Raw genomic sequence first — 17,919 nt, forward strand, 5'->3', positions numbered from 1 at the left:
CTATTTTTCAACCAGAGAGATAAACTTTTGAGCCAGGTTCTTTCGTGAATACTTGTCCACCGAAGCAGATTGAACCTGAAGTTTTCCCTCACGAAAAAGCATGAAATAATTGTTCAGAACAGCTTTCATGCCGGAAGAGTCATTAAAACCGATGGCTGCTCCGGCATTTGTTTCTGCAAGAATTTGTGCAAAATCAGAGTCTGTAGGCCCAATGGCCAGGATTGGCCGCCTTAATGCCATGTATTCATACATTTTCCCCGGTAAAATTCCGCGTGCATTGGGAGCATCGTTAATGGGCAAAAGCAAAACCTGCGAACCGGCCAACTCTGCCAATCCTTTTTTATGGGGAAGATGATCCATCTGAATCAGGTTATCTTTCAACCCGTTCTCTTCAATGCTTTGGATAACCGAATCGTCGGTTTGGCCAATCAACCGAATGCGTAGCTTTTCTTTGAAATCGTGGTTCTCGGCAGCAAGCGCCCCAAGTGTTTTCCAGAGAACAGCCGGATTTCTGTCGCGATTAAATGCCCCGAAATGAGTAATCGAAAACTGTTCATCAGGAGAAGTCGCCAGCCCTTCAAAATCTTCCGGGTCGAACCCGTTGTTGATTACTTCAACTCTCTTCCCGGGAACTTTGGTTAAATCATTCGCACAATTGGGGCTTACTGTTACAACATGGTCTGCTTTTTCGAGAACCTCCAGCTCCAGGTTCCGGTGTATTTTATCTGCCCACTTTGTTAACCTGAGTTTGTTGTAAAAATCAATATCGGTCCACGGATCGCGAAAATCGGCAATCCACGGCGTATCAAACTTTTTCTTCAGTTCGAGTGCGATCAAATGCATGCTGTGCGGCGGCCCGGTAGAAACAATTAGATCAACCGGATTTTCTTCCAGGTATTTTGAAAGAAATCTGATGGAAGGTTTTATCCAAAATTTACGTGGGTCGGGAATAAGAAAGTTCCCTCTGATAAAAACCGAAAGCTTGCTTTTCCAATCGCCCGACGAAGCTTCTGAAATGTACCCGGCCTTAAATTTCTCCCCCTTCTTTTTCCGGGTCAGCTTTCTAAAAATTTCGTAGGGTTCCCAAATGGGCGTTTTTACAATTTCTGTTTCGGGATGAATTTCTTTTGCCAGGCTTTCATCAACAACCGATGCATCGGGATTTTCAGGGGTGTAAATAATCGGTTTCCACCCCAGCCCGGGCAGGTACTTCGACATTTTCAGCCAGCGCATTACCCCGCCCCCGCCACTTGGCGGCCAGTAATAAGTTATAATGAGAACCTTTTTCATTTAAACACCAAATTGTAAAAACAACTTTATAAAAAGAAAACCGCGAAAGTGGAGGCAGAGAAAAAAATAAAACTCAGCCTCGAATCACCTCCGCGGAAAAAAATAAAGTTATAACTTTTCGAACAAATTACGCATACTAACTTTTTCGCCGATAATCCTTCCCAATTCAGAAATATTTACCCGCTCCTGCTTCATGCTGTCGCGGTAACGTATTGTTACTGAATTATCTTCTGAAGTTTGATGATCCACGGTAACACAGAACGGGGTTCCAATTGCATCCTGGCGGCGATACCTTTTCCCGATGGAGTCTTTCTCGTCGTACTGGCAGTTGAAATCAAATTTCAGGTTATCAATAATTTCACGTGCTTTTTCGGGCAGCCCGTCTTTTTTAACCAGCGGCAAAACAGCCAGTTTTACCGGGGCCAAAACCGGCGGAAGTTTCAACACCACGCGCGAATCTTTTTCCAGCTCTTCTTCGCAATACGCTGCCGAAATTACCTGCAAAAACATACGGTCTACGCCAATTGAAGTTTCCACAACATACGGCACGTACGATTCGTTCAGTTCCGGATCGAAATAGCGAATTTTCCTTCCGGAATATTTTTCGTGCTGCGAAAGGTCAAAGTCGGTGCGGGAATGAATTCCTTCCACTTCTTTAAAACCAAACGGAAATTTGTACTCAATATCTACCGCAGCGTTGGCATAATGCGCCAGTTTTTCGTGCTCATGAAAACGGTAGTTTTCTTCGCCAAAACCAAGTGCCTGGTGCCATTTCATACGGGTGCTTTTCCAGTTTTTGAACCAATCCAGTTCGGTGCCGGGTCGAACAAAAAACTGCATTTCCATTTGTTCGAACTCCCGCATACGGAAAATAAACTGACGAGCCACAATCTCGTTTCTAAAAGCTTTCCCGATTTGGGCAATACCAAACGGAATTTTCATACGTCCGCTCTTCTGCACATTCAGGTAGTTTACAAAAATTCCCTGTGCTGTTTCCGGACGCAGGTAAATTTTCATGGCTCCGTCAGAAGTAGAGCCCATTTCTGTAGAAAACATCAGGTTAAACTGGCGAACATCTGTCCAGTTTCTGGTTCCTGAAATGGGGCAAGCAATTTCCTGGTCAACAATAATCTGCTTCAGTTCATTCAGGTCACTATCGTTCAGTGCTTTTGTGTAGCGCTCGTGCAAATCGTCGAACTTTTTCTGATTTGCAAGAACCCGCGGATTTGTTTCGCGAAATTGTTTTTCGTCGAAGGCATCGCCAAAACGTTTTTTTGCCTTGGTAATTTCCTTGTTTATTTTTTCTTCGATTTTTGCCAGTTGGTCTTCAATCAAAACATCGGCACGGTACCGTTTTTTTGAATCTTTATTGTCGATCAACGGATCGTTGAATGCATCTACGTGCCCCGATGCTTTCCAAATGGTAGGGTGCATAAAAATGGCAGAATCGAGTCCCACCACGTTTTCGTGCAGCAGAACCATACTGTCCCACCAGTATTTTTTTATGTTGTTTTTCAATTCCACACCATACTGGCCGTAGTCGTAAACGGCGCTCAGCCCGTCGTATATCTCACTCGACTGAAACACATAACCGTATTCTTTACAGTGTGCTACTAATTTCTTAAAGATGTCTTCCTGTGCCATTTATTTAAATTTCAGAATGAATTAAGCGACAAAAATAGAATTAAATTGATTGTTGTAAAAAGAAGAAAAAACCAAGCATGCCGGAAGTTACTCCACTTCCTCAAAATCAACATACTCTCCCTCGTTCCGGTTACGCACATTGCTTTTCGACTGATCGTATTCAATGGTAACATCACCTTCATGCTTTCCGGTGCGCTGTTGCTGTTTCTGCTGATTCTGCATTTTCTGCTGCATCTCCTTAATTTTATTTTCAAGAATAAGCGGCAACACATACCTCGTAAAAAGCCTGATGGCAAAATAGATAACACCAATAATTATCAGCGTTCGAAAAAAATTAACAACATAAAGTGTAACGAAAAGATTCATTTTCTCTGGTATTTACTGAATATCAATTAATAAATTTATGCCAAAAGACAAATTTAATTGTTTTGGTGCCATTGGCTGAATAATCCCTGAAATATTGTTACTTGTAAAGTATATCTGAAGCAGATTATTGGTGTAACTTGCCCCAAAACCAGGCAATAAGCTTTGTGTATTTAGCAAAGTGAGGCTGCCAAAAAATGCGAATCTAGGGTCTAATGTTGCCGTAGCAAATACCGAAAACAAATTAAGCGGCTGAACCCTGTAATATTTAAACTGGTTACTGAACCCGGCAGTCAGTTTTTCAGAAAAAATATATTTACCGGCCAGGTTAATTTTGAAAGGTAAAGAAGAAAAGTTGTGCGAGTCGCTTTTTTCCACGTCGGTCAAAAAAGCAACAGAATCGGCAAAAGCAATTATGGCTTCGCGCGGCTCCAGGTAATTGTTTCCCGCGGGGTCATGCGACTGATATGTTTTCTCCGGCGAATAAATGGCAGGCCGTTTAAAGCGGGCATTGTATGTTTTGTGTTCAAACTCCACAACACCAATATCTACCAGGCTAAAAGATACTTCGGAAAAATTATTGGGTTGAAAAACCACGCCCATATCAAGCGCTACTCCCATGTTCTTCGGTTGAAAAAAATAATCTCCGGGCGAAAAGTCAGCGTAAAACGACGATGATTTACGAAGTGTATCTCTTACGTGAATTAACGGACCGGCCAGAGTAAAACTGCCTTCAGGCTGTACAAGCAGGCGGGCTGCAGCCGCGTCTGTTCTCACCGAGAGATTCAAATCTTCGCCTTCAAAATAAAACTTTCCGAAAAGCACTTTCGGGCGAATTCCAATATTCATTCCTTTCCACAACTGCTTGGAAACGCCCGCTGCCACCTCCCGGTAATGAGTCAGATAAAATGTAGCATCGCCCAGGTTTTCTTCTTTCCCGAAAAAAACTTCGGTACCATCGCGAATCAGACGCACTATTTCCCTATCGAAAATACCTTCGGAAAATGCCCGCTCTGAAACCGAAAAGTTAAACGAATATTCATTGCGTTTCAGACTGACGAAAAAAACTGCTGCCCCTGCAGACGACTGAAAATGGCCGGTTTCATCAAGAGCATCGTAAAACCGGTGAAAACTGTAGCTAAACCCTTTTGAAAACAGAGAATTAAGAGGCACGCTGGAATTCCATTGCGCCGAAACACCGGAAAGAAAAGGAATCCCGATGACCAATTTCCCTGCCTGACTCTGAAAAGCAGGGTTCTCCTTTGAAGTTTGTGGTATTCCCGGCAAATAATACAACGATCCGGATTCCTGGGCCGAAGCGCCAAAAAACAATCCTCCAAAAATGAGAAACGGAGAAATAATCGCTATAAATTTTGCTCTAAACGGCATAATCGAAGTGCTTAAACATGCAAAAATAATTTTAAACCGAAAAGAGCAGGAATAAAAAAGAGTTATTTCAGACCTGTCCCAAAATTATGACTGACTAATTTTGGCTCAATCAGGGGTTTATCGCCCGGAAACATCGCCGCCGCTTGATTCCTCGATATTCTTCACCGGAGGATTTCCGTAGTAGCGGATGTCGCCGCCACTGCTGGCTCCGGCATGAATCTCCTGTTTTGCAAACACTGAAATATCAGCCCCGCTACTGGTATTTGCGTAACAAATTTCGGAAATCAGGTTGCGGGCGTCAATATCGCTTCCACTACTGGCTGCTGCTTTTACGGTTTTGGCTTTCCCGGTCACCCGAATATCGGAGCCACTGCTTGAACTGAGCGACACATCTTTGTAAATTACGTCCAGAACCACATCGCTTCCGCTGCTCGAACTCACATTCAAAGCATCGCCTCTCAATGTATTTTCAGACTTCACATCGCTGCCCGACGATGCTTCAATGCTTTTCAAATCAGAAACCGTCACATATACTTTTCGGGGAGAGGAACTGCTGAAATTAAAAAAGCCGAAGAAATTACTTTTCTTAGAATAAATGCGCAAAGTACCATTTTTCACTTCAGTAATAATATTATCCACAACATCTTCGTCTGCAACAACTTTAACTTCCTTTTCGTCGCCCATTCTCAAAAATAAATCGATGCCCGTTGAAACACTAACGGCATCAAAATTTTTCACTTTCCTGATTTCTGTTTTCTTACTGTTTCCTGCCAATGCAGCATTAAATGCACCAACAAAAAGCATCAGCATTAGAAATAAAACGTGTTTTTTTGTGTTCATCATGAATCGATATTTAAGTTTTCAGTAAATCAAAAGTTTTACACCAATAGTTAATTGACGAACCAAATTACCACAAGTTACAGAAAAGGCTACTATTTTTTCGGTCAACCAACTAATTTTTAAGACGAAACATCATAAACAAAAAACAACGTTTTGCATTAATACATTTTAACGCAATGCAATTGGACCTTTTACCATTGGTTTTGCTTAATATTTTTAATTTTGTCACATCAGTTAAGTATTTTATCTGATTGAATTTCATTTAGGTAATAAAAGGAAAAGACATGAGTTGGAAAAAGTTTTGGATTGGGACGTTGATTGTAATGGTTGCTGGATTGGGTTTTTACAGCTTTAACCGCGATCAGAAGAATTTTGAAATTGCCAAAAACCTCGAAATATATTATAGCCTGTTCCGGGAATTAAACACGTTTTACGTTGATGATGTTAATCCGAACAAGCTGGTAAAAACAAGTATTGACGAAATGCTTCAATCGCTTGATCCGTACACCAATTATATTTCGGAAGATCAGATGGAAGATTTTCGTTTTATGACCACCGGCGAATATGCCGGAATTGGTGCTTTAATCGGGCTACAAAATGGAAAAATTGTAATTTCTGAACCTTACGAAGGTTTTCCTGCTCAGAAATTTGGGTTGAAAGCAGGTGATGTAATTCTGGAAGTTGAAGGAAAATCAACCGAAAAAATGACAACACAGGATGTGAGTAACCTACTGAAAGGGCCTGCCAAAAAGCCGGTAAAAATAAAACTGCAACGCCCCGGAAAAAAGAAACCTTTTGAAGTGGATGTTGTGCGTGAGAAAATCAGCATCGATGCCGTTCCTTATTACGGAATGCTCGACAATAACATGGCGTACATCCGGCTTTCGAATTTTACTGCCAACTGCAGCGAAGACGTTAAAAAAGCATTTCTGGAACTGAAGGAAAACAATCCGGAAGGCCTTGTTCTGGATATGCGCTCGAACCCGGGCGGATTGCTTCAGGAAGCCGTGAAGATTGTAAACTTTTTTGTTCCCGAAGGTTCAGAAATAGTTAGCACAAAAGGCAAAGTAACACAGTGGGACAAAACCTACACTGCAACATCTGCCCCACTCGATACAGCCATCCGCATTGCTGTTTTAACCAACGGGGGGTCTGCTTCGGCATCGGAAATTGTAGCCGGAGCTATCCAGGATCTGGATCGTGGCCTGATTATCGGTTCGCGTACTTTTGGAAAAGGATTGGTACAAACCACGCGCGATTTGGCCTACAATTCAAAACTTAAAGTAACCACTGCCAAATATTACATTCCCAGCGGGCGGTGCATTCAGGCGCTCGATTACTCGCACCGCAATGAAGACGGCAGTGTAGGCATTGTTCCGGACTCGCTGATTTCAGAATTTTCAACAAAAAAAGGCAGAAAAGTTTACGACGGCGGCGGCATTGTTCCCGACATCGTTTTGAAACCCGAACAACTAAGCAACCTCAGCGCTGTATTAATTACTAATTTTCTGATTTTCGATTTTGCCACCAGCTTTACTAACGAAAATGCGTCTATTGCGCAACCGGAAGAGTTTGAAATTACAGACGAAATCTACAATCAGTTTTCAACTTTTGTGAAGTCAAAAGAATTTGAATACGAATCGCAGTCGAAACACATACTCGAAAGCTTAATAGAAAAAGCGAAAGAAGAAAAGTATTACGATTTGGCTTCCGACGAATTTGAAGCGATAAAAACAAGGCTTGAGCCTCATCTGGATAAAGACCTTAATGTTTTTGGAGATGAAGTTAAAAGCTTACTGAAAAACGAAATTGTTTCGCGCTACTACTACCAAAAAGGAGCCATCCGCTCGTCGCTGAACGAAGATAAAGTTATTGAAAAAGCCGTTGACGAACTTGGGTCGCAGATTTCGTACACGTCACATTTCGAACCGGGAATTATTATCACAATGAAACGTCCCTAAAAATATTTTCAGCATATGAACTTCGAAGAACTAATTGGTTTTCAGCTCTTAAAAACAAAAAACGTTGACATTACGGTTTTAAGCGTTCTGATCATCATTTTGGTTCTTCTGGCAACTTTTGTCGGTTTAAAAATAACCAAAGGCTTTTTTAAGCGATTTATTCGGAAACACGAGGCAGAACGACGTTCATACTGGTCGGTTTACCTGATCCTGCGCTATGTTATCTGGGTAGTTGTATTTGTGCTGCTACTGGAAACTTCGGGCGTAAAAGTGTCTGTTTTGCTGGCCAGCATCACTGCACTTTTGGTTGGTATCGGATTTGGTATTCAGCAACTTTTCAGCGACATCGCGTCGGGAATAGTTCTTATTTTCGAACGGAACCTGCAAATTAACGATGTAATTGAGTTGCAGGACAAAACAGTTGGCAAAGTGGTTCACATCGGGCTGAGAACATCCAAACTCAGAACCAGGGACGATGTAATTCTGGTTGTTCCAAATTCCAAGTTCGTAAACGATACAATAATAAACTGGAGCCAAATGGACTACAACACCCGCTTTTCGGTTAAAGTGGGCGTTGCTTATGGTTCCGACACGCAGTTGGTAACCCGGCTGTTGCTCGAATGTGCAACCGGAAACAAAAATATTTCAACACACCCAAAGCCGTTTGTCCGGTTTAACGATTTTGGCGACTCCTCGCTCGATTTTCAGGTGTTCTTCTGGGTGCGCGAGTCGTTTATGGTTGAGAATACCAAAAGCGACATCCGGTACGCCATAGACAACGCCTTCCGGAAAAACGACATTCAGATTCCTTTCCCTCAACGGGATTTGCACCTAAAATCAGGTTGGGTTCAACAGCAACAATAGTATACTGCAATCATGAAACACACCAAGCGTTTTGTTATTCCGTTTCTACTTCTATTAAGCGCCATCTTTTTAAAATACGTTGTAAAACAATACAATATAATCGATGCCGATTTTCACGAAACTCTCAGCATTGTGGGCTCAATCCTGTTTATTGTTTCCCTGGCGTGGGTTCTTATTGTCACGCTCCGAATTTTCAAGCTGATATTTCTTGAAAAATACGACATCTCGCAAGAGAACAATCTGCGTTCAAGGAAACTCCACACCCAGTTTAACATTCTGGAGCGAGTCATCATTTTCCTCATTGTCATTGTCGCTATCGGGCTTATTCTGATGCTTTTTGAAGATGTCAGAAGAATCGGAATCAGCGTTTTTGCTTCGGCCGGTGTAGCAGGTATTATTATCGGACTTGCAGCGCAACGAGTAATTGCGGCGGTGCTCGCAGGGCTGCAAATTGCAATTACTCAGCCAATCAGGCTTGATGATGTTGTTATAATTGAAAATGAATGGGGCCGAATCGAAGAAATCGCACTCACATACGTAGTTGTGCACATCTGGGATAAACGACGATTGATTGTTCCTTCCACCTATTTTTTTGAAAAGCCTTTCCAGAACTGGACACGAACGACATCTGAAATTCTGGGGACTGTTTTTCTGTACACCGATTACCACGTATCTTTTGATGCGTTGCGGGACGAACTTACCCGCCTGCTGAAAAGCACGCCGCTGTGGGACGGAAAAGTAAACGTGCTGCAGGTAACCGATGCCAAACAAAACGGCGTTGAAATACGCGCACTGATGAGTGCAAAAAACTCGGCAACCGCCTGGGATTTGCGTGTTTTTATCCGGGAAAAGATGATTGAGTTCCTTCAAAAAAATTACCCGGAAAGTTTGCCAAAAACAAGAGTTTTAATCGAAAACCCAGAAAAACAGACTGAAAAATGAAAATATACTTTGCAGGATCAATCAGAGGCGGACGGGCAGATGCAGCGTTGTACCTCGAAATAATTGAGTTTCTGAAAACATTTGGAGAAGTGTTAACCGAACACATTGGCGACCCAAACCTCACAAGTGCCGGCAAAGATGGAATAACAGATCGTTTTATTCACGACCGGGATTTGGAATGGCTACTGTCTGCTGACGTTCTGATTGCCGAAGTTACCACCACTTCGATGGGAGTAGGTTACGAAATTGGCCGCGCCGTGGCCGACGGGAAGAAAGTATTATGTCTGTTCCGCCCGGAGACGGAAAAAATTCCCTCTGCAATGATCTCGGGCTGCGCCGATCTTAGGTTTGTTAATTACGAAACAGTAGCTGAGCTAAAAAACATTATCACCCGTTTTTTAGCAGAAAATTTCGACCTGTAATAATAAAACCGATTTTCAGGCAACGCATAAAACTTATAAAAAGCAAAATATAGACATTAACACATTACACAGGCTCCTCTGAGGCACAAAAAAACCGGTAATTTTTGTTACCGGCTTTCTGCTTTCTATATTTTTTTCAGTCTATTTTGGACTTGATATCTCAATCTGGTTGGCTAAATCAATCTTCTGAACAAAGTTCGGTTTTACGTTCAGCGATTTTATCACCATATTGTAGTCATTGGCATCAAAACTTTTTTTAGCAAGAAAATCAGCCGGGAATACTACTATCCGAAAAACCTGCCCCAACGCTTCTGCAGGAAGAAGCGACCCAAAATCGATGGTTCCTTCTAAAAAAACTTTCACATCTTCGTAGGTGTAGTCGTAATTATACTGCAAAACGCTGCTTGTTAAAATTCCCGTTTCGGGATCTTCGTTTTCTAGAACCACTGTTTGAGGCAGCAATCGCCAAACATCCAACAGATCGCCATATTCATTTTCTTCCTGCCCCCAGAGGATGTACACCAAAGCCACATCGGTATCGTAAACCGTAATATCCGACGGAAACTTGAAATACAAGGTGTAATTATTCTCGGAGGTGAAGTCGCCTTCAATTTCAAAAACAGACCCAAAAAAAGACTCGCCGTCCTGTCCGTTCAGTCCGTCATAACCATCTCTTCCCGGAGGGCCGGGTTCTCCAACGCACGAAGCCAGAAGGCCCAGCGCAAAAACTAAAAATATTCCTGTAATTGTTTTCATAGCTACAAGTTTTAAAAATAGATTATGACAAAATAAAACAACATTGATGCCAATAAAAAAAAACAGCGCTTTTTTTTTAATCAAGCGCAAGTTACGTTAACAAAAAGTGTCTTACAGAAAATTTAATTGGCAATGATAATTTATCAGAAAATTTCTAATTTCGATGGGAAAATCCAACGACAAATCCGAAAATTCCCTGGAATAAAATAGTTCAACATGAAAATTTTAAAGGAAGTGAAAATCAGCGACAATGGTTTTGTTTTCAATTCAAAAACCGGCGACTCATTCAGTTTGAATCCAATAGGACTGGAGCTGATAAAAATGATTTCAGAAGAAAAAGAGATGGAAGAAATTAGACAGGAATTTCTTTCAAAATACGATGTAGATGATCTTACCTTCGAAAAAGACTTCTATGAATTCTGCACTTTATTAAAGCATCACCAAATTACGGTGCAGAACAATTCGCTTGAATTCAATTAGAAACAAAATGATAAAAAGAAACATTACTCTGGCTGTAACCGGCCTTAACAATACTGACAATCCGGGTCCGGGAGTTCCGTTTATCCGCGGAGTGAAAGAATCAGAAGAGTTTGAAGTGCGGGTAATCGGGCTGGTTTACGAAAACCTCGAACCGGGAATTTACATGGAAGGACTTTGCGACCGCATTTTCCAAATACCTTACCCTTCTGCCGGCTCCGACGAACTAATAGAACGCATCGAATACATCCATCAACAGGAAAAAATTGATGTGCTGATTCCCAATTTCGATGCTGAGCTTTTTTCGTTCATGAAAAACGAAGAACGCCTGCTGAAACTGGGCATACATACATTTCTGCCCACGTTGAACCAGTACAAGGAACGGGAAAAAAACCGACTGCCGGAATTCGGAAAAAAATATGGAATACGGGTACCGTCGAGCCTTAACCTGGGCAGCCTCGGCCAAATTACCGAAATGGAAGAAAAATTCGATTATCCGGTAATGGTGAAAGGGCAATTTTACGATGCCTATTTATCGGGCAACAACGAACAGGTAAAAACGGCTTTCCTTAAAATTTCAGGGAAATGGGGCTTTCCGGTAATTGCGCAGGAATTTATTTCTGGCACAGAAGTAAACGTTGTGGCACTGGGCGACGGGAAAGGCAACACAGTGGCTGCCGTTCCCATGCGAAAGCAGTATATTACCGACAAAGGGAAAGCATGGGGAGGAATTACCCTGGCCGACGAAAAAATGATGGAGCTCACCCGCTCGCTTATTCGCCAAACCAAGTGGAAAGGAGGAATGGAGCTGGAATTGATAAAAACCAAGGCAAGCGAATACTACCTGATTGAAATCAATCCGCGCATCCCGGCATGGGTTTACCTGGCGGTAGGCGCCGGACAAAACATTCCGGAAGCGCTGGTAAAACTCGCTTTGGGCATGGAAGTTACTCCAATGCAGCAATACAAAATCGGAAAAATGTTTGTGCGTTATTCCTACGACATGATTGTGGATCTGGAAAAATTTGCCGCCATTTCAATGAATAAAGAAATTTAAACATGGAAAAGTTGAAATACGAAAAGCCGGTAATCAGCAAAATAACTGCAGGTGTGCCCAGCAAATTCGGGCTGCCGGCCAAACAGAAAATTATTTCTGAAATTGACGGGACTAAGGTTTCTGACCTGATCGAAGAGTACGGATCGCCACTTTTTGTGTTCTCCGAAAAAACAATCAGAAACACGGTTGCCGAAGCCCGTAGAGCATTTGAAACACGTTACCCTAAAGTGCAGTTTGCCTGGTCATACAAAACCAATTACCTCAATGCAGTGGTCAACATTTTTCACGATGAAGGCTCGTGGGCAGAAGTGGTTTCGGGCTTTGAATTTGAGAAAGCTTTGGCACTGGGCGTTAACGGCTCACATATTTTGTTCAACGGCCCGGAAAAATCAGCTAAAGATTTGGAACTGGCAATTAACAACAACGCCTGCATTCACATCGACCATTTCGATGAACTCTATCTTCTGATAGAAACCGCCCGAAAGCTGAACAAAAAAGCACGGGTTGCCATTCGCGTAAATATGGATACGGGAATTTACCCCATGTGGGACAGGTTTGGATTCAACTACGAAAACGGAGAAGCCTGGAACGCCATCAACCGTATTATGCTGGCCGACAAATTAGAACTGATTGGACTGCACACGCACATTGGTACATACATAATGGCGGCTTCTGCATATGCCATTGCAGCTACCAAACTGGCTAACCTTTTTATGGCAACCCACCGCAAGTTCAATCACTGGCTCAAATACATTGATTTAGGCGGAGGATTTGCTTCGAAAAACACGCTGAAAGGCGCCTACATGCCCGGAGCTGAAACCTGTCCGTCGTTTGATGAATATGCAGAAGCAATCACCAATGCGCTCATCTCGTCGGAAATTCCACACGAAAACCTACCCGCACTATTTCTGGAAACAGGCCGCGCGCTAATTGATGATGCCGGATATTTACTTACCACGGTTCTGGCCAACAAGCGCTCGTCTACCGGCAGGCGCAACATGGTTATCGATGCCGGAGTGAATCTGCTTTTTACCTCTTTCTGGTACAACCTGGGAATACATCCCAGCCAACCAACTTCGGAATACATGGAAGAAACAACTATTTACGGACCGCTTTGCATGAACATTGACGTTATTCGCGATGCCATCAATTTTCCTCACGTAAAAACCGGAGACCAGCTTGTAATTGAACGGGTAGGCGCATACAATGTCACCCAGTGGATGCAGTTTATTACCTACCGTCCGAATGTAATAATGATTGACTCAAACGGCAAAACGCGCATTATTAAGAAGAAAGAAAGCCTGGAAACGTTTAAAAATTCAGAAGCAAAAGATTAGCCAGAAATGATTCAGAATATCCCGGCAATTTGTTCTTTCGGTTTATAAAAAGGGAAACATCAGTTAAAGCCAATGACGAAAAAGAATACTGCAGGAAATCAGATTTTAAGTTCTGTTCTTAACAGCTACTCTCAGGTGTTTTTTTCCACGTCGAAAACACTGGCCGTATTTCTGGTGGTCATCAGCTTTTTCGATTACGGAGCCGGAGTTGGAGGACTGGTTGCAGTACTTGTTGCCAACACTTTGGCCTGGGGACTGGGGTACAACAAATATTATCTGCGCTCGGGATTATACGGGTTCAACGCGTTGCTTGTGGGGCTGGGGGTTGGATTGTATTATCAGCCCTCGCCCGAAGTATATGTGCTGGTTGCCGTTACTGCCATCTTGTGTTTTTTTCTCACCATTGTTTTTCAGGGAGTGTTGGGAAAATACGGATTACCGTTTTTAAGCGTCCCCTTTTTAATTACTATCTGGATTGTAGCACTCTCGGCAAACAGTTTGCAGGCGCTCAACCTGAGCGAGCGGGGTATTTTTATTTACAATGAACTCTATTCGCTGGGCGACAAACAGTTTGTCGATTTTTACAATTTTCTTGAAACAAGTATTCGCTCGTCGTTTATCCGCATCTATTTTCATTCGCTGGGAGCCATTTTTTTTCAGTCCCATTTATTAGCCGGAATAATTATCGCCGTTGGGTTACTTATTTATTCCAGAATTACTTTTACCCTTTCTGTTCTGGGATACGGGGTGGCGTTCCTGTTTTATCAACTGGTCGGCATTGAGTTCGATTCGTTAGGATATACGTTTATCGGATTCAATTACATTCTTACAGCCATTGCGCTGGGAGGATACTATCTTGTGCCGGGGCGGGCCAGTTTCGGCTGGATTATTTTGCTGCTTCCGGCAGTGGTTCTAATTACAACCAGTGCACAGCAGGTATTTCTGCTGTTCCGGATTTCGCCATATTCCCTCCCTTTTAATGCCATTGTTTTAACTTTTTTGTATGCGTTAAAATTGCGGGAAAAACGTCCTCACTACCTCATAGAAACGCCGGTGCAAATGGGCAAACCGGAGAAAAACCTGTATCTCTATTCCGGCAACACCAAACGTTTTCCGGCGGCGTATTCGGTTTCGGCAGCATTGCCTTTTTTCGGGGAGTGGACAGTAAGCCAGGCGCACAACGGAGAATACACCCACAAAGGAGCCTGGCGTCATGCCTGGGATTTTATCATTACTGACAGAACAGGAGAACAATTTTGTAATTCAGGCGATTTTGCTGAAGATTATTACTGTTTCGGGAAAGCAGTTCTGTCTCCCGCCGACGGGACTGTTGTTGAGGTAATCAATAATATTCCCGACAATACAATTGGTGATGTAAACACAAAAGACAACTGGGGAAATACTATTATTATCAAGCACTCCGAATATTTGTACTCAAAACTGAGCCACCTGAAATTTCAGTCGATAGACGTAAAAACCGGAGATGCGTTAAAAAGAGGCCAGTTGCTTGGGAAGTGTGGCAATTCGGGACGCTCGCCCTACCCTCACCTGCATTTCCAGTTTCAGGCCAGTCCGCATGTAGGTTCGGCTACCCTCGATTATCCGCTGGGGCACTATCTGCAAAAGGAAGACAACGGATACCTGCAAAAATCGTTTGAGTTTCCTCAGAAAAATCAGGTACTGGTAAATCCCTCGAAAAATGAAGTGCTGGACAAAGCATTGCATTTCATCCCCGGAAGGCGCATAAACATTAAAGTTGAGGTAGATTCAAAAAATGCAAAATGGAAAAAGCTTGCGGGCGAATTCACGTGGATAGTTGAAACCGATGTTTACAACACAACTTCCATTCGGTGTGAACAAGATAATGCGGTTGCTTATTTGTACAACCAGGGAGATATGCACTTTTTTACCAATTTTGCGGGACGCAAACACTCGCCGTTGTTCTGGTTTTATATTTCCCTGTTTAAGGTTCCGGTCGGATTTCAGGCTAACAGTCAAATTAAAGACTCACTTCCGGTGCACCTGCTTTTTAGCGGAATACTAAAATATCTGCAGGATTTTGTCGCCCCTCTTTTTCTTTTTCTGAAAGCCGATTACGAACTTATCCTGAAAGAATCCGGGGATATTATTTCACAGGATTCTGTAAAAATGGAGGCGGAAATCACGAAACGAATTGCGGGAAAAATGATAAAAAAGAGTACAAACGAAATTGCGATAAACAGCGCGGGCGATTTTGACATTTCAATAAAAACGGAAGATGCAAAGCTGAAAATATTATGCAGAAACGAATTGGATTAACATTGATTTTTATGTTGCTTTTGCTGACAATTCGGGCGCAGCAAACAATGAGTTACCCCGAAGTAGAAAGCACTTCGTACAAGTTTTACCAGGAAGGGAAATGGAATGAGCTAATCAACTACTCAAAAAAAGCGCGACAACAGGGCATCGATTTTTTTTATTTACAGGTTAGAACCGGCATTGCCTATTACAACCTAAAAAAATACAGAACAGCAAGCGAATTTTTTCTGAATGCCTGGGAAAACGATCAATCTTTTGACTGGCTTCAGGAATATCTTTATTACAGCTTGCTCTGGGGAGGACGGGCTCAGGAAGCCTACAAAGCGGCTGGAAATTTTTCTCCTGCCACACAGAAAAAAATCGGTTTTACCAGCAAAAAAATCACACGGGCAGGAATTGAAGCCGGGTACGTTTTTAATCCCGATTTTGATGCATTAACCCAAACTCTACACGGAGAGCAAGCAAGTGTGGGCGAAAATTACGGAGAGGCTTTCTACCTAAAAGATTACCATTTTGAATCGGTTGATTTCAACCATCGCATCTCTCCGGGAATCAGCCTGAATCATAATTTCACGCACATCAACCTGAACCGCGAACAACGTGTCGATTGGATTGAGAAAAATTTATTTTCCACCAACACCAGGCAGTTTCAGTATTTCGTGAGTCCGAATTTGCTGTTGGGAAGAAAGTTTTATTTATCGCCGTCGCTGAACCTGATATGGGGCAACTTCTCTTATGCAAATGGCGTTCTCAGCGGAAATAACCGCTCCTTTGGAAACACAACTGTTTACTTCAAAGACCTTGTTTTTTCAGTTTCCGGATGGTCGCATTTCGGCAATTTATCTCCCGGAGCTGAATACAACTATGCAAATATCAACAATGCGGCCTTTTCTCAATATTCGTTATGGACAACATACTACCCATTCTCAAACACAGGGTTCTACATTACACCGCGCATTTACTTTAAACGCAACAAGCAAGGCAGTTTCGGATATTATGCTTTGGGTGTCTCGGGCGGAATTCAACTGGGGCCGGTTCATTTGTATGGGCAATATATAAACGGCGAAATGGAAAATTTCATCGAGTCGGGCGGGTATCTTGTCTCCAACTTTCCGGGCACTTCAAAGCAAAAAATTGCAGGAAGCATTTATTTTCCGGCAGGCAAAAAATATCAGTTTGTATTGCGCTATATTAATCAGGATGTTACAGAAAAATACAGGGTTTACACCAATCTAACCGAAAGTAATTCGGTAAATTACAACTATGTAAAACATACTTTATCAGCAGGAATATCATGGAATTTCTAAAAATAAAAGCAGTCTTCTTAATCCTCTTTTTGTCAACCTCATCTGCCTGGTCGCAAACCGCACAGGAAGCATTGGAAAAGGCATTTGCCCAAAGTTATAAACTGGAAAAGGAAAAAGATTTTCTGGCGTCAGCCAATGAATTAGAAACAGTGTACGACCAATCGTCATACGAAATTAACCTTCGGCTGGGATGGTTGTATTACAATGCAGGGCAGTTCGATAAATCGATTACTTTTTACTCCACCGCACAAAAACTAAAGCCCTATTCCGAAGAAGCCAGATTTGGTTTGATTTTGCCTCTGGCCGCGCAAGGAAAATGGGACGAAGTTATTGCCATCTACAACAAAATTCTGGAGATTAACCAGAACAATACCGTTGCAATGTATCGGTTGGGACTAATTTATTACCAACACAAAAGCTACGACAAGTCACTGCCTCTTTTCAAAAAGGTAGTAGACTTGTATCCGTTTCATTACGACGGACTACTGATGTTGGCCTGGACATCCTATTTCACCGGGAATTATACACAGGCGACAGTGCTTTTTAATAAGGTAAAACTCTACAATCCGGGAGATGCCTCAGCAAATGAGGGTTTGCAATTAATGCGGGTAAAAAAATAATCTGTTTTATTCGGTTTTCCTCTTGTGTATTTTCGTACAAAGTTGTAAACTTGCACTCCGAAAATCTGACATTGTCAGAACGGATGAAATAAATATTTCCGGGCCTATAGCTCAGTTGGTTAGAGCACCTGACTCATAATCAGGGGGTCCCTGGTTCAAGCCCAGGTGGGCCCACAGGCTGAAAATGAAGCACTTAAGTAGATTTCTAAAGTTGCTTCATTTTTTTATTTGCACACAAATTGCACACAAGTTTAATGCGAATGTAGATGTCTAACTTTATAGATATCGGTGATGAATTTAGACAATTATCAAGTGGGCACAAAAATATGAGTACCATGTAGTTTTTGTTACT

16 protein-coding genes and 1 tRNA gene are annotated in these 17,919 nt (G+C 42.3%); 11 read left to right on the forward strand and 6 right to left on the reverse strand.

The window, feature by feature from the left end:
• The 5 genes from BUB08_RS12370 to BUB08_RS12390 all read right to left on the reverse strand — a co-directional run bounded on the left by BUB08_RS12370 (position 1) and on the right by BUB08_RS12390 (position 5,529).
• Positions 1–1,290 carry a glycosyltransferase family 4 protein gene (locus BUB08_RS12370; protein WP_073002178.1) on the reverse strand — a complete coding sequence of 430 codons (1,290 nt, stop codon included), beginning with the start codon at positions 1,288–1,290 and terminating at the stop codon, positions 1–3.
• Positions 1,291–1,398: 108 nt separating this feature from the next.
• Positions 1,399–2,934, reverse strand: coding sequence for a glycine--tRNA ligase (locus BUB08_RS12375; RefSeq protein ID WP_073002179.1), 1,536 nt, complete (start codon positions 2,932–2,934; stop codon positions 1,399–1,401).
• Between the two features lie 87 nt (positions 2,935–3,021).
• A complete protein-coding gene (locus BUB08_RS12380; protein ID WP_073002180.1) occupies positions 3,022–3,300 on the reverse strand; it encodes a DUF4834 family protein in 279 nt (92 codons plus the stop codon).
• 12 nt (positions 3,301–3,312) lie between these two features.
• Positions 3,313–4,686 carry a DUF5723 family protein gene (locus BUB08_RS12385; RefSeq protein ID WP_073002181.1) on the reverse strand — a complete coding sequence of 458 codons (1,374 nt, stop codon included), beginning with the start codon at positions 4,684–4,686 and terminating at the stop codon, positions 3,313–3,315.
• A 117-nt stretch (positions 4,687–4,803) separates the two neighbouring features.
• Positions 4,804–5,529: a head GIN domain-containing protein gene (locus BUB08_RS12390; RefSeq protein WP_083570746.1), complete on the reverse strand. Its 726-nt coding sequence runs from the start codon at positions 5,527–5,529 to the stop codon at positions 4,804–4,806.
• A 281-nt stretch (positions 5,530–5,810) separates the two neighbouring features.
• Between BUB08_RS12390 and BUB08_RS12395 the strand changes: the two genes are divergently transcribed.
• From BUB08_RS12395 to BUB08_RS12410, 4 genes are read left to right on the forward strand one after another with little or no spacing between them, the layout of a single operon-like run.
• The gene (locus tag BUB08_RS12395) at positions 5,811–7,487 is read left to right on the forward strand and encodes a S41 family peptidase (protein WP_073002182.1); all 1,677 of its coding nucleotides are present in this window, start codon (positions 5,811–5,813) and stop codon (positions 7,485–7,487) included.
• A 15-nt stretch (positions 7,488–7,502) separates the two neighbouring features.
• Positions 7,503–8,351 (forward strand): mechanosensitive ion channel family protein, encoded by an 849-nt coding sequence (locus BUB08_RS12400; RefSeq protein WP_073002183.1) that lies wholly within the window; start codon positions 7,503–7,505, stop codon positions 8,349–8,351.
• 12 nt (positions 8,352–8,363) lie between these two features.
• Positions 8,364–9,293, forward strand: coding sequence for a mechanosensitive ion channel family protein (locus tag BUB08_RS12405; protein ID WP_073002184.1), 930 nt, complete (start codon positions 8,364–8,366; stop codon positions 9,291–9,293).
• A complete protein-coding gene (locus BUB08_RS12410) occupies positions 9,290–9,715 on the forward strand; it encodes a nucleoside 2-deoxyribosyltransferase (RefSeq protein ID WP_073002185.1) in 426 nt (141 codons plus the stop codon). Before BUB08_RS12405 ends, BUB08_RS12410 begins: the two co-directional genes overlap by 4 nt.
• Positions 9,716–9,856: 141 nt before the next feature.
• On the opposite strand, the gene BUB08_RS12415 is transcribed toward BUB08_RS12410, so the two are convergent.
• Positions 9,857–10,471: a hypothetical protein gene (locus BUB08_RS12415; protein WP_073002286.1), complete on the reverse strand. Its 615-nt coding sequence runs from the start codon at positions 10,469–10,471 to the stop codon at positions 9,857–9,859.
• A gap of 216 nt (positions 10,472–10,687) precedes the next feature.
• Between BUB08_RS12415 and BUB08_RS12420 the strand changes: the two genes are divergently transcribed.
• The 7 genes from BUB08_RS12420 (at position 10,688) to BUB08_RS12450 (ending at position 17,741) form a co-directional block, all read left to right on the forward strand.
• Positions 10,688–10,951, forward strand: coding sequence for a PqqD family protein (locus BUB08_RS12420; protein WP_073002186.1), 264 nt, complete (start codon positions 10,688–10,690; stop codon positions 10,949–10,951).
• 7 nt (positions 10,952–10,958) lie between these two features.
• A complete protein-coding gene (locus tag BUB08_RS12425; protein WP_073002287.1) occupies positions 10,959–12,005 on the forward strand; it encodes an ATP-grasp domain-containing protein in 1,047 nt (348 codons plus the stop codon).
• A 2-nt stretch (positions 12,006–12,007) separates the two neighbouring features.
• On the forward strand, positions 12,008–13,342 hold the full coding sequence (locus BUB08_RS12430; RefSeq protein ID WP_073002187.1) for an alanine racemase: 1,335 nt from the start codon (positions 12,008–12,010) through the stop codon (positions 13,340–13,342).
• Between the two features lie 72 nt (positions 13,343–13,414).
• A complete protein-coding gene (locus BUB08_RS12435; protein ID WP_073002188.1) occupies positions 13,415–15,640 on the forward strand; it encodes an urea transporter in 2,226 nt (741 codons plus the stop codon).
• Positions 15,619–16,947, forward strand: a complete 1,329-nt coding sequence (locus BUB08_RS12440) for a tetratricopeptide repeat protein (protein ID WP_073002189.1) — start codon at positions 15,619–15,621, stop codon at positions 16,945–16,947. Before BUB08_RS12435 ends, BUB08_RS12440 begins: the two co-directional genes overlap by 22 nt.
• The gene (locus BUB08_RS12445) at positions 16,935–17,567 is read left to right on the forward strand and encodes a tetratricopeptide repeat protein (RefSeq protein ID WP_073002190.1); all 633 of its coding nucleotides are present in this window, start codon (positions 16,935–16,937) and stop codon (positions 17,565–17,567) included. Before BUB08_RS12440 ends, BUB08_RS12445 begins: the two co-directional genes overlap by 13 nt.
• Before the next feature lie 100 nt (positions 17,568–17,667).
• A tRNA-Ile gene (locus BUB08_RS12450) sits at positions 17,668–17,741 on the forward strand.
• Positions 17,742–17,919: the final 178 nt, after the last annotated feature.

Source organism: Mariniphaga anaerophila (genome assembly GCF_900129025.1).
Classification (GTDB): domain Bacteria; phylum Bacteroidota; class Bacteroidia; order Bacteroidales; family Prolixibacteraceae; genus Mariniphaga; species Mariniphaga anaerophila.

Excerpts from the sequence above, each read along its gene's own strand:
- BUB08_RS12370 (WP_073002178.1), bottom strand. The coding sequence starts at position 1,290 with ATGAAAAAGGTTCTCATTATAACTTATTACTGGCCGCCAAGTGGCGGG.
- BUB08_RS12375 (WP_073002179.1), bottom strand. The coding sequence starts at position 2,934 with ATGGCACAGGAAGACATCTTTAAGAAATTAGTAGCACACTGTAAAGAA.
- BUB08_RS12380 (WP_073002180.1), bottom strand. The coding sequence starts at position 3,300 with ATGAATCTTTTCGTTACACTTTATGTTGTTAATTTTTTTCGAACGCTG.
- BUB08_RS12385 (WP_073002181.1), bottom strand. The coding sequence starts at position 4,686 with ATGCCGTTTAGAGCAAAATTTATAGCGATTATTTCTCCGTTTCTCATT.
- BUB08_RS12390 (WP_083570746.1), bottom strand. The coding sequence starts at position 5,529 with ATGATGAACACAAAAAAACACGTTTTATTTCTAATGCTGATGCTTTTT.
- BUB08_RS12395 (WP_073002182.1), top strand. The coding sequence starts at position 5,811 with ATGAGTTGGAAAAAGTTTTGGATTGGGACGTTGATTGTAATGGTTGCT.
- BUB08_RS12400 (WP_073002183.1), top strand. The coding sequence starts at position 7,503 with ATGAACTTCGAAGAACTAATTGGTTTTCAGCTCTTAAAAACAAAAAAC.
- BUB08_RS12405 (WP_073002184.1), top strand. The coding sequence starts at position 8,364 with ATGAAACACACCAAGCGTTTTGTTATTCCGTTTCTACTTCTATTAAGC.
- BUB08_RS12410 (WP_073002185.1), top strand. The coding sequence starts at position 9,290 with ATGAAAATATACTTTGCAGGATCAATCAGAGGCGGACGGGCAGATGCA.
- BUB08_RS12415 (WP_073002286.1), bottom strand. The coding sequence starts at position 10,471 with ATGAAAACAATTACAGGAATATTTTTAGTTTTTGCGCTGGGCCTTCTG.
- BUB08_RS12420 (WP_073002186.1), top strand. The coding sequence starts at position 10,688 with ATGAAAATTTTAAAGGAAGTGAAAATCAGCGACAATGGTTTTGTTTTC.
- BUB08_RS12425 (WP_073002287.1), top strand. The coding sequence starts at position 10,959 with ATGATAAAAAGAAACATTACTCTGGCTGTAACCGGCCTTAACAATACT.
- BUB08_RS12430 (WP_073002187.1), top strand. The coding sequence starts at position 12,008 with ATGGAAAAGTTGAAATACGAAAAGCCGGTAATCAGCAAAATAACTGCA.
- BUB08_RS12435 (WP_073002188.1), top strand. The coding sequence starts at position 13,415 with ATGACGAAAAAGAATACTGCAGGAAATCAGATTTTAAGTTCTGTTCTT.
- BUB08_RS12440 (WP_073002189.1), top strand. The coding sequence starts at position 15,619 with ATGCAGAAACGAATTGGATTAACATTGATTTTTATGTTGCTTTTGCTG.
- BUB08_RS12445 (WP_073002190.1), top strand. The coding sequence starts at position 16,935 with ATGGAATTTCTAAAAATAAAAGCAGTCTTCTTAATCCTCTTTTTGTCA.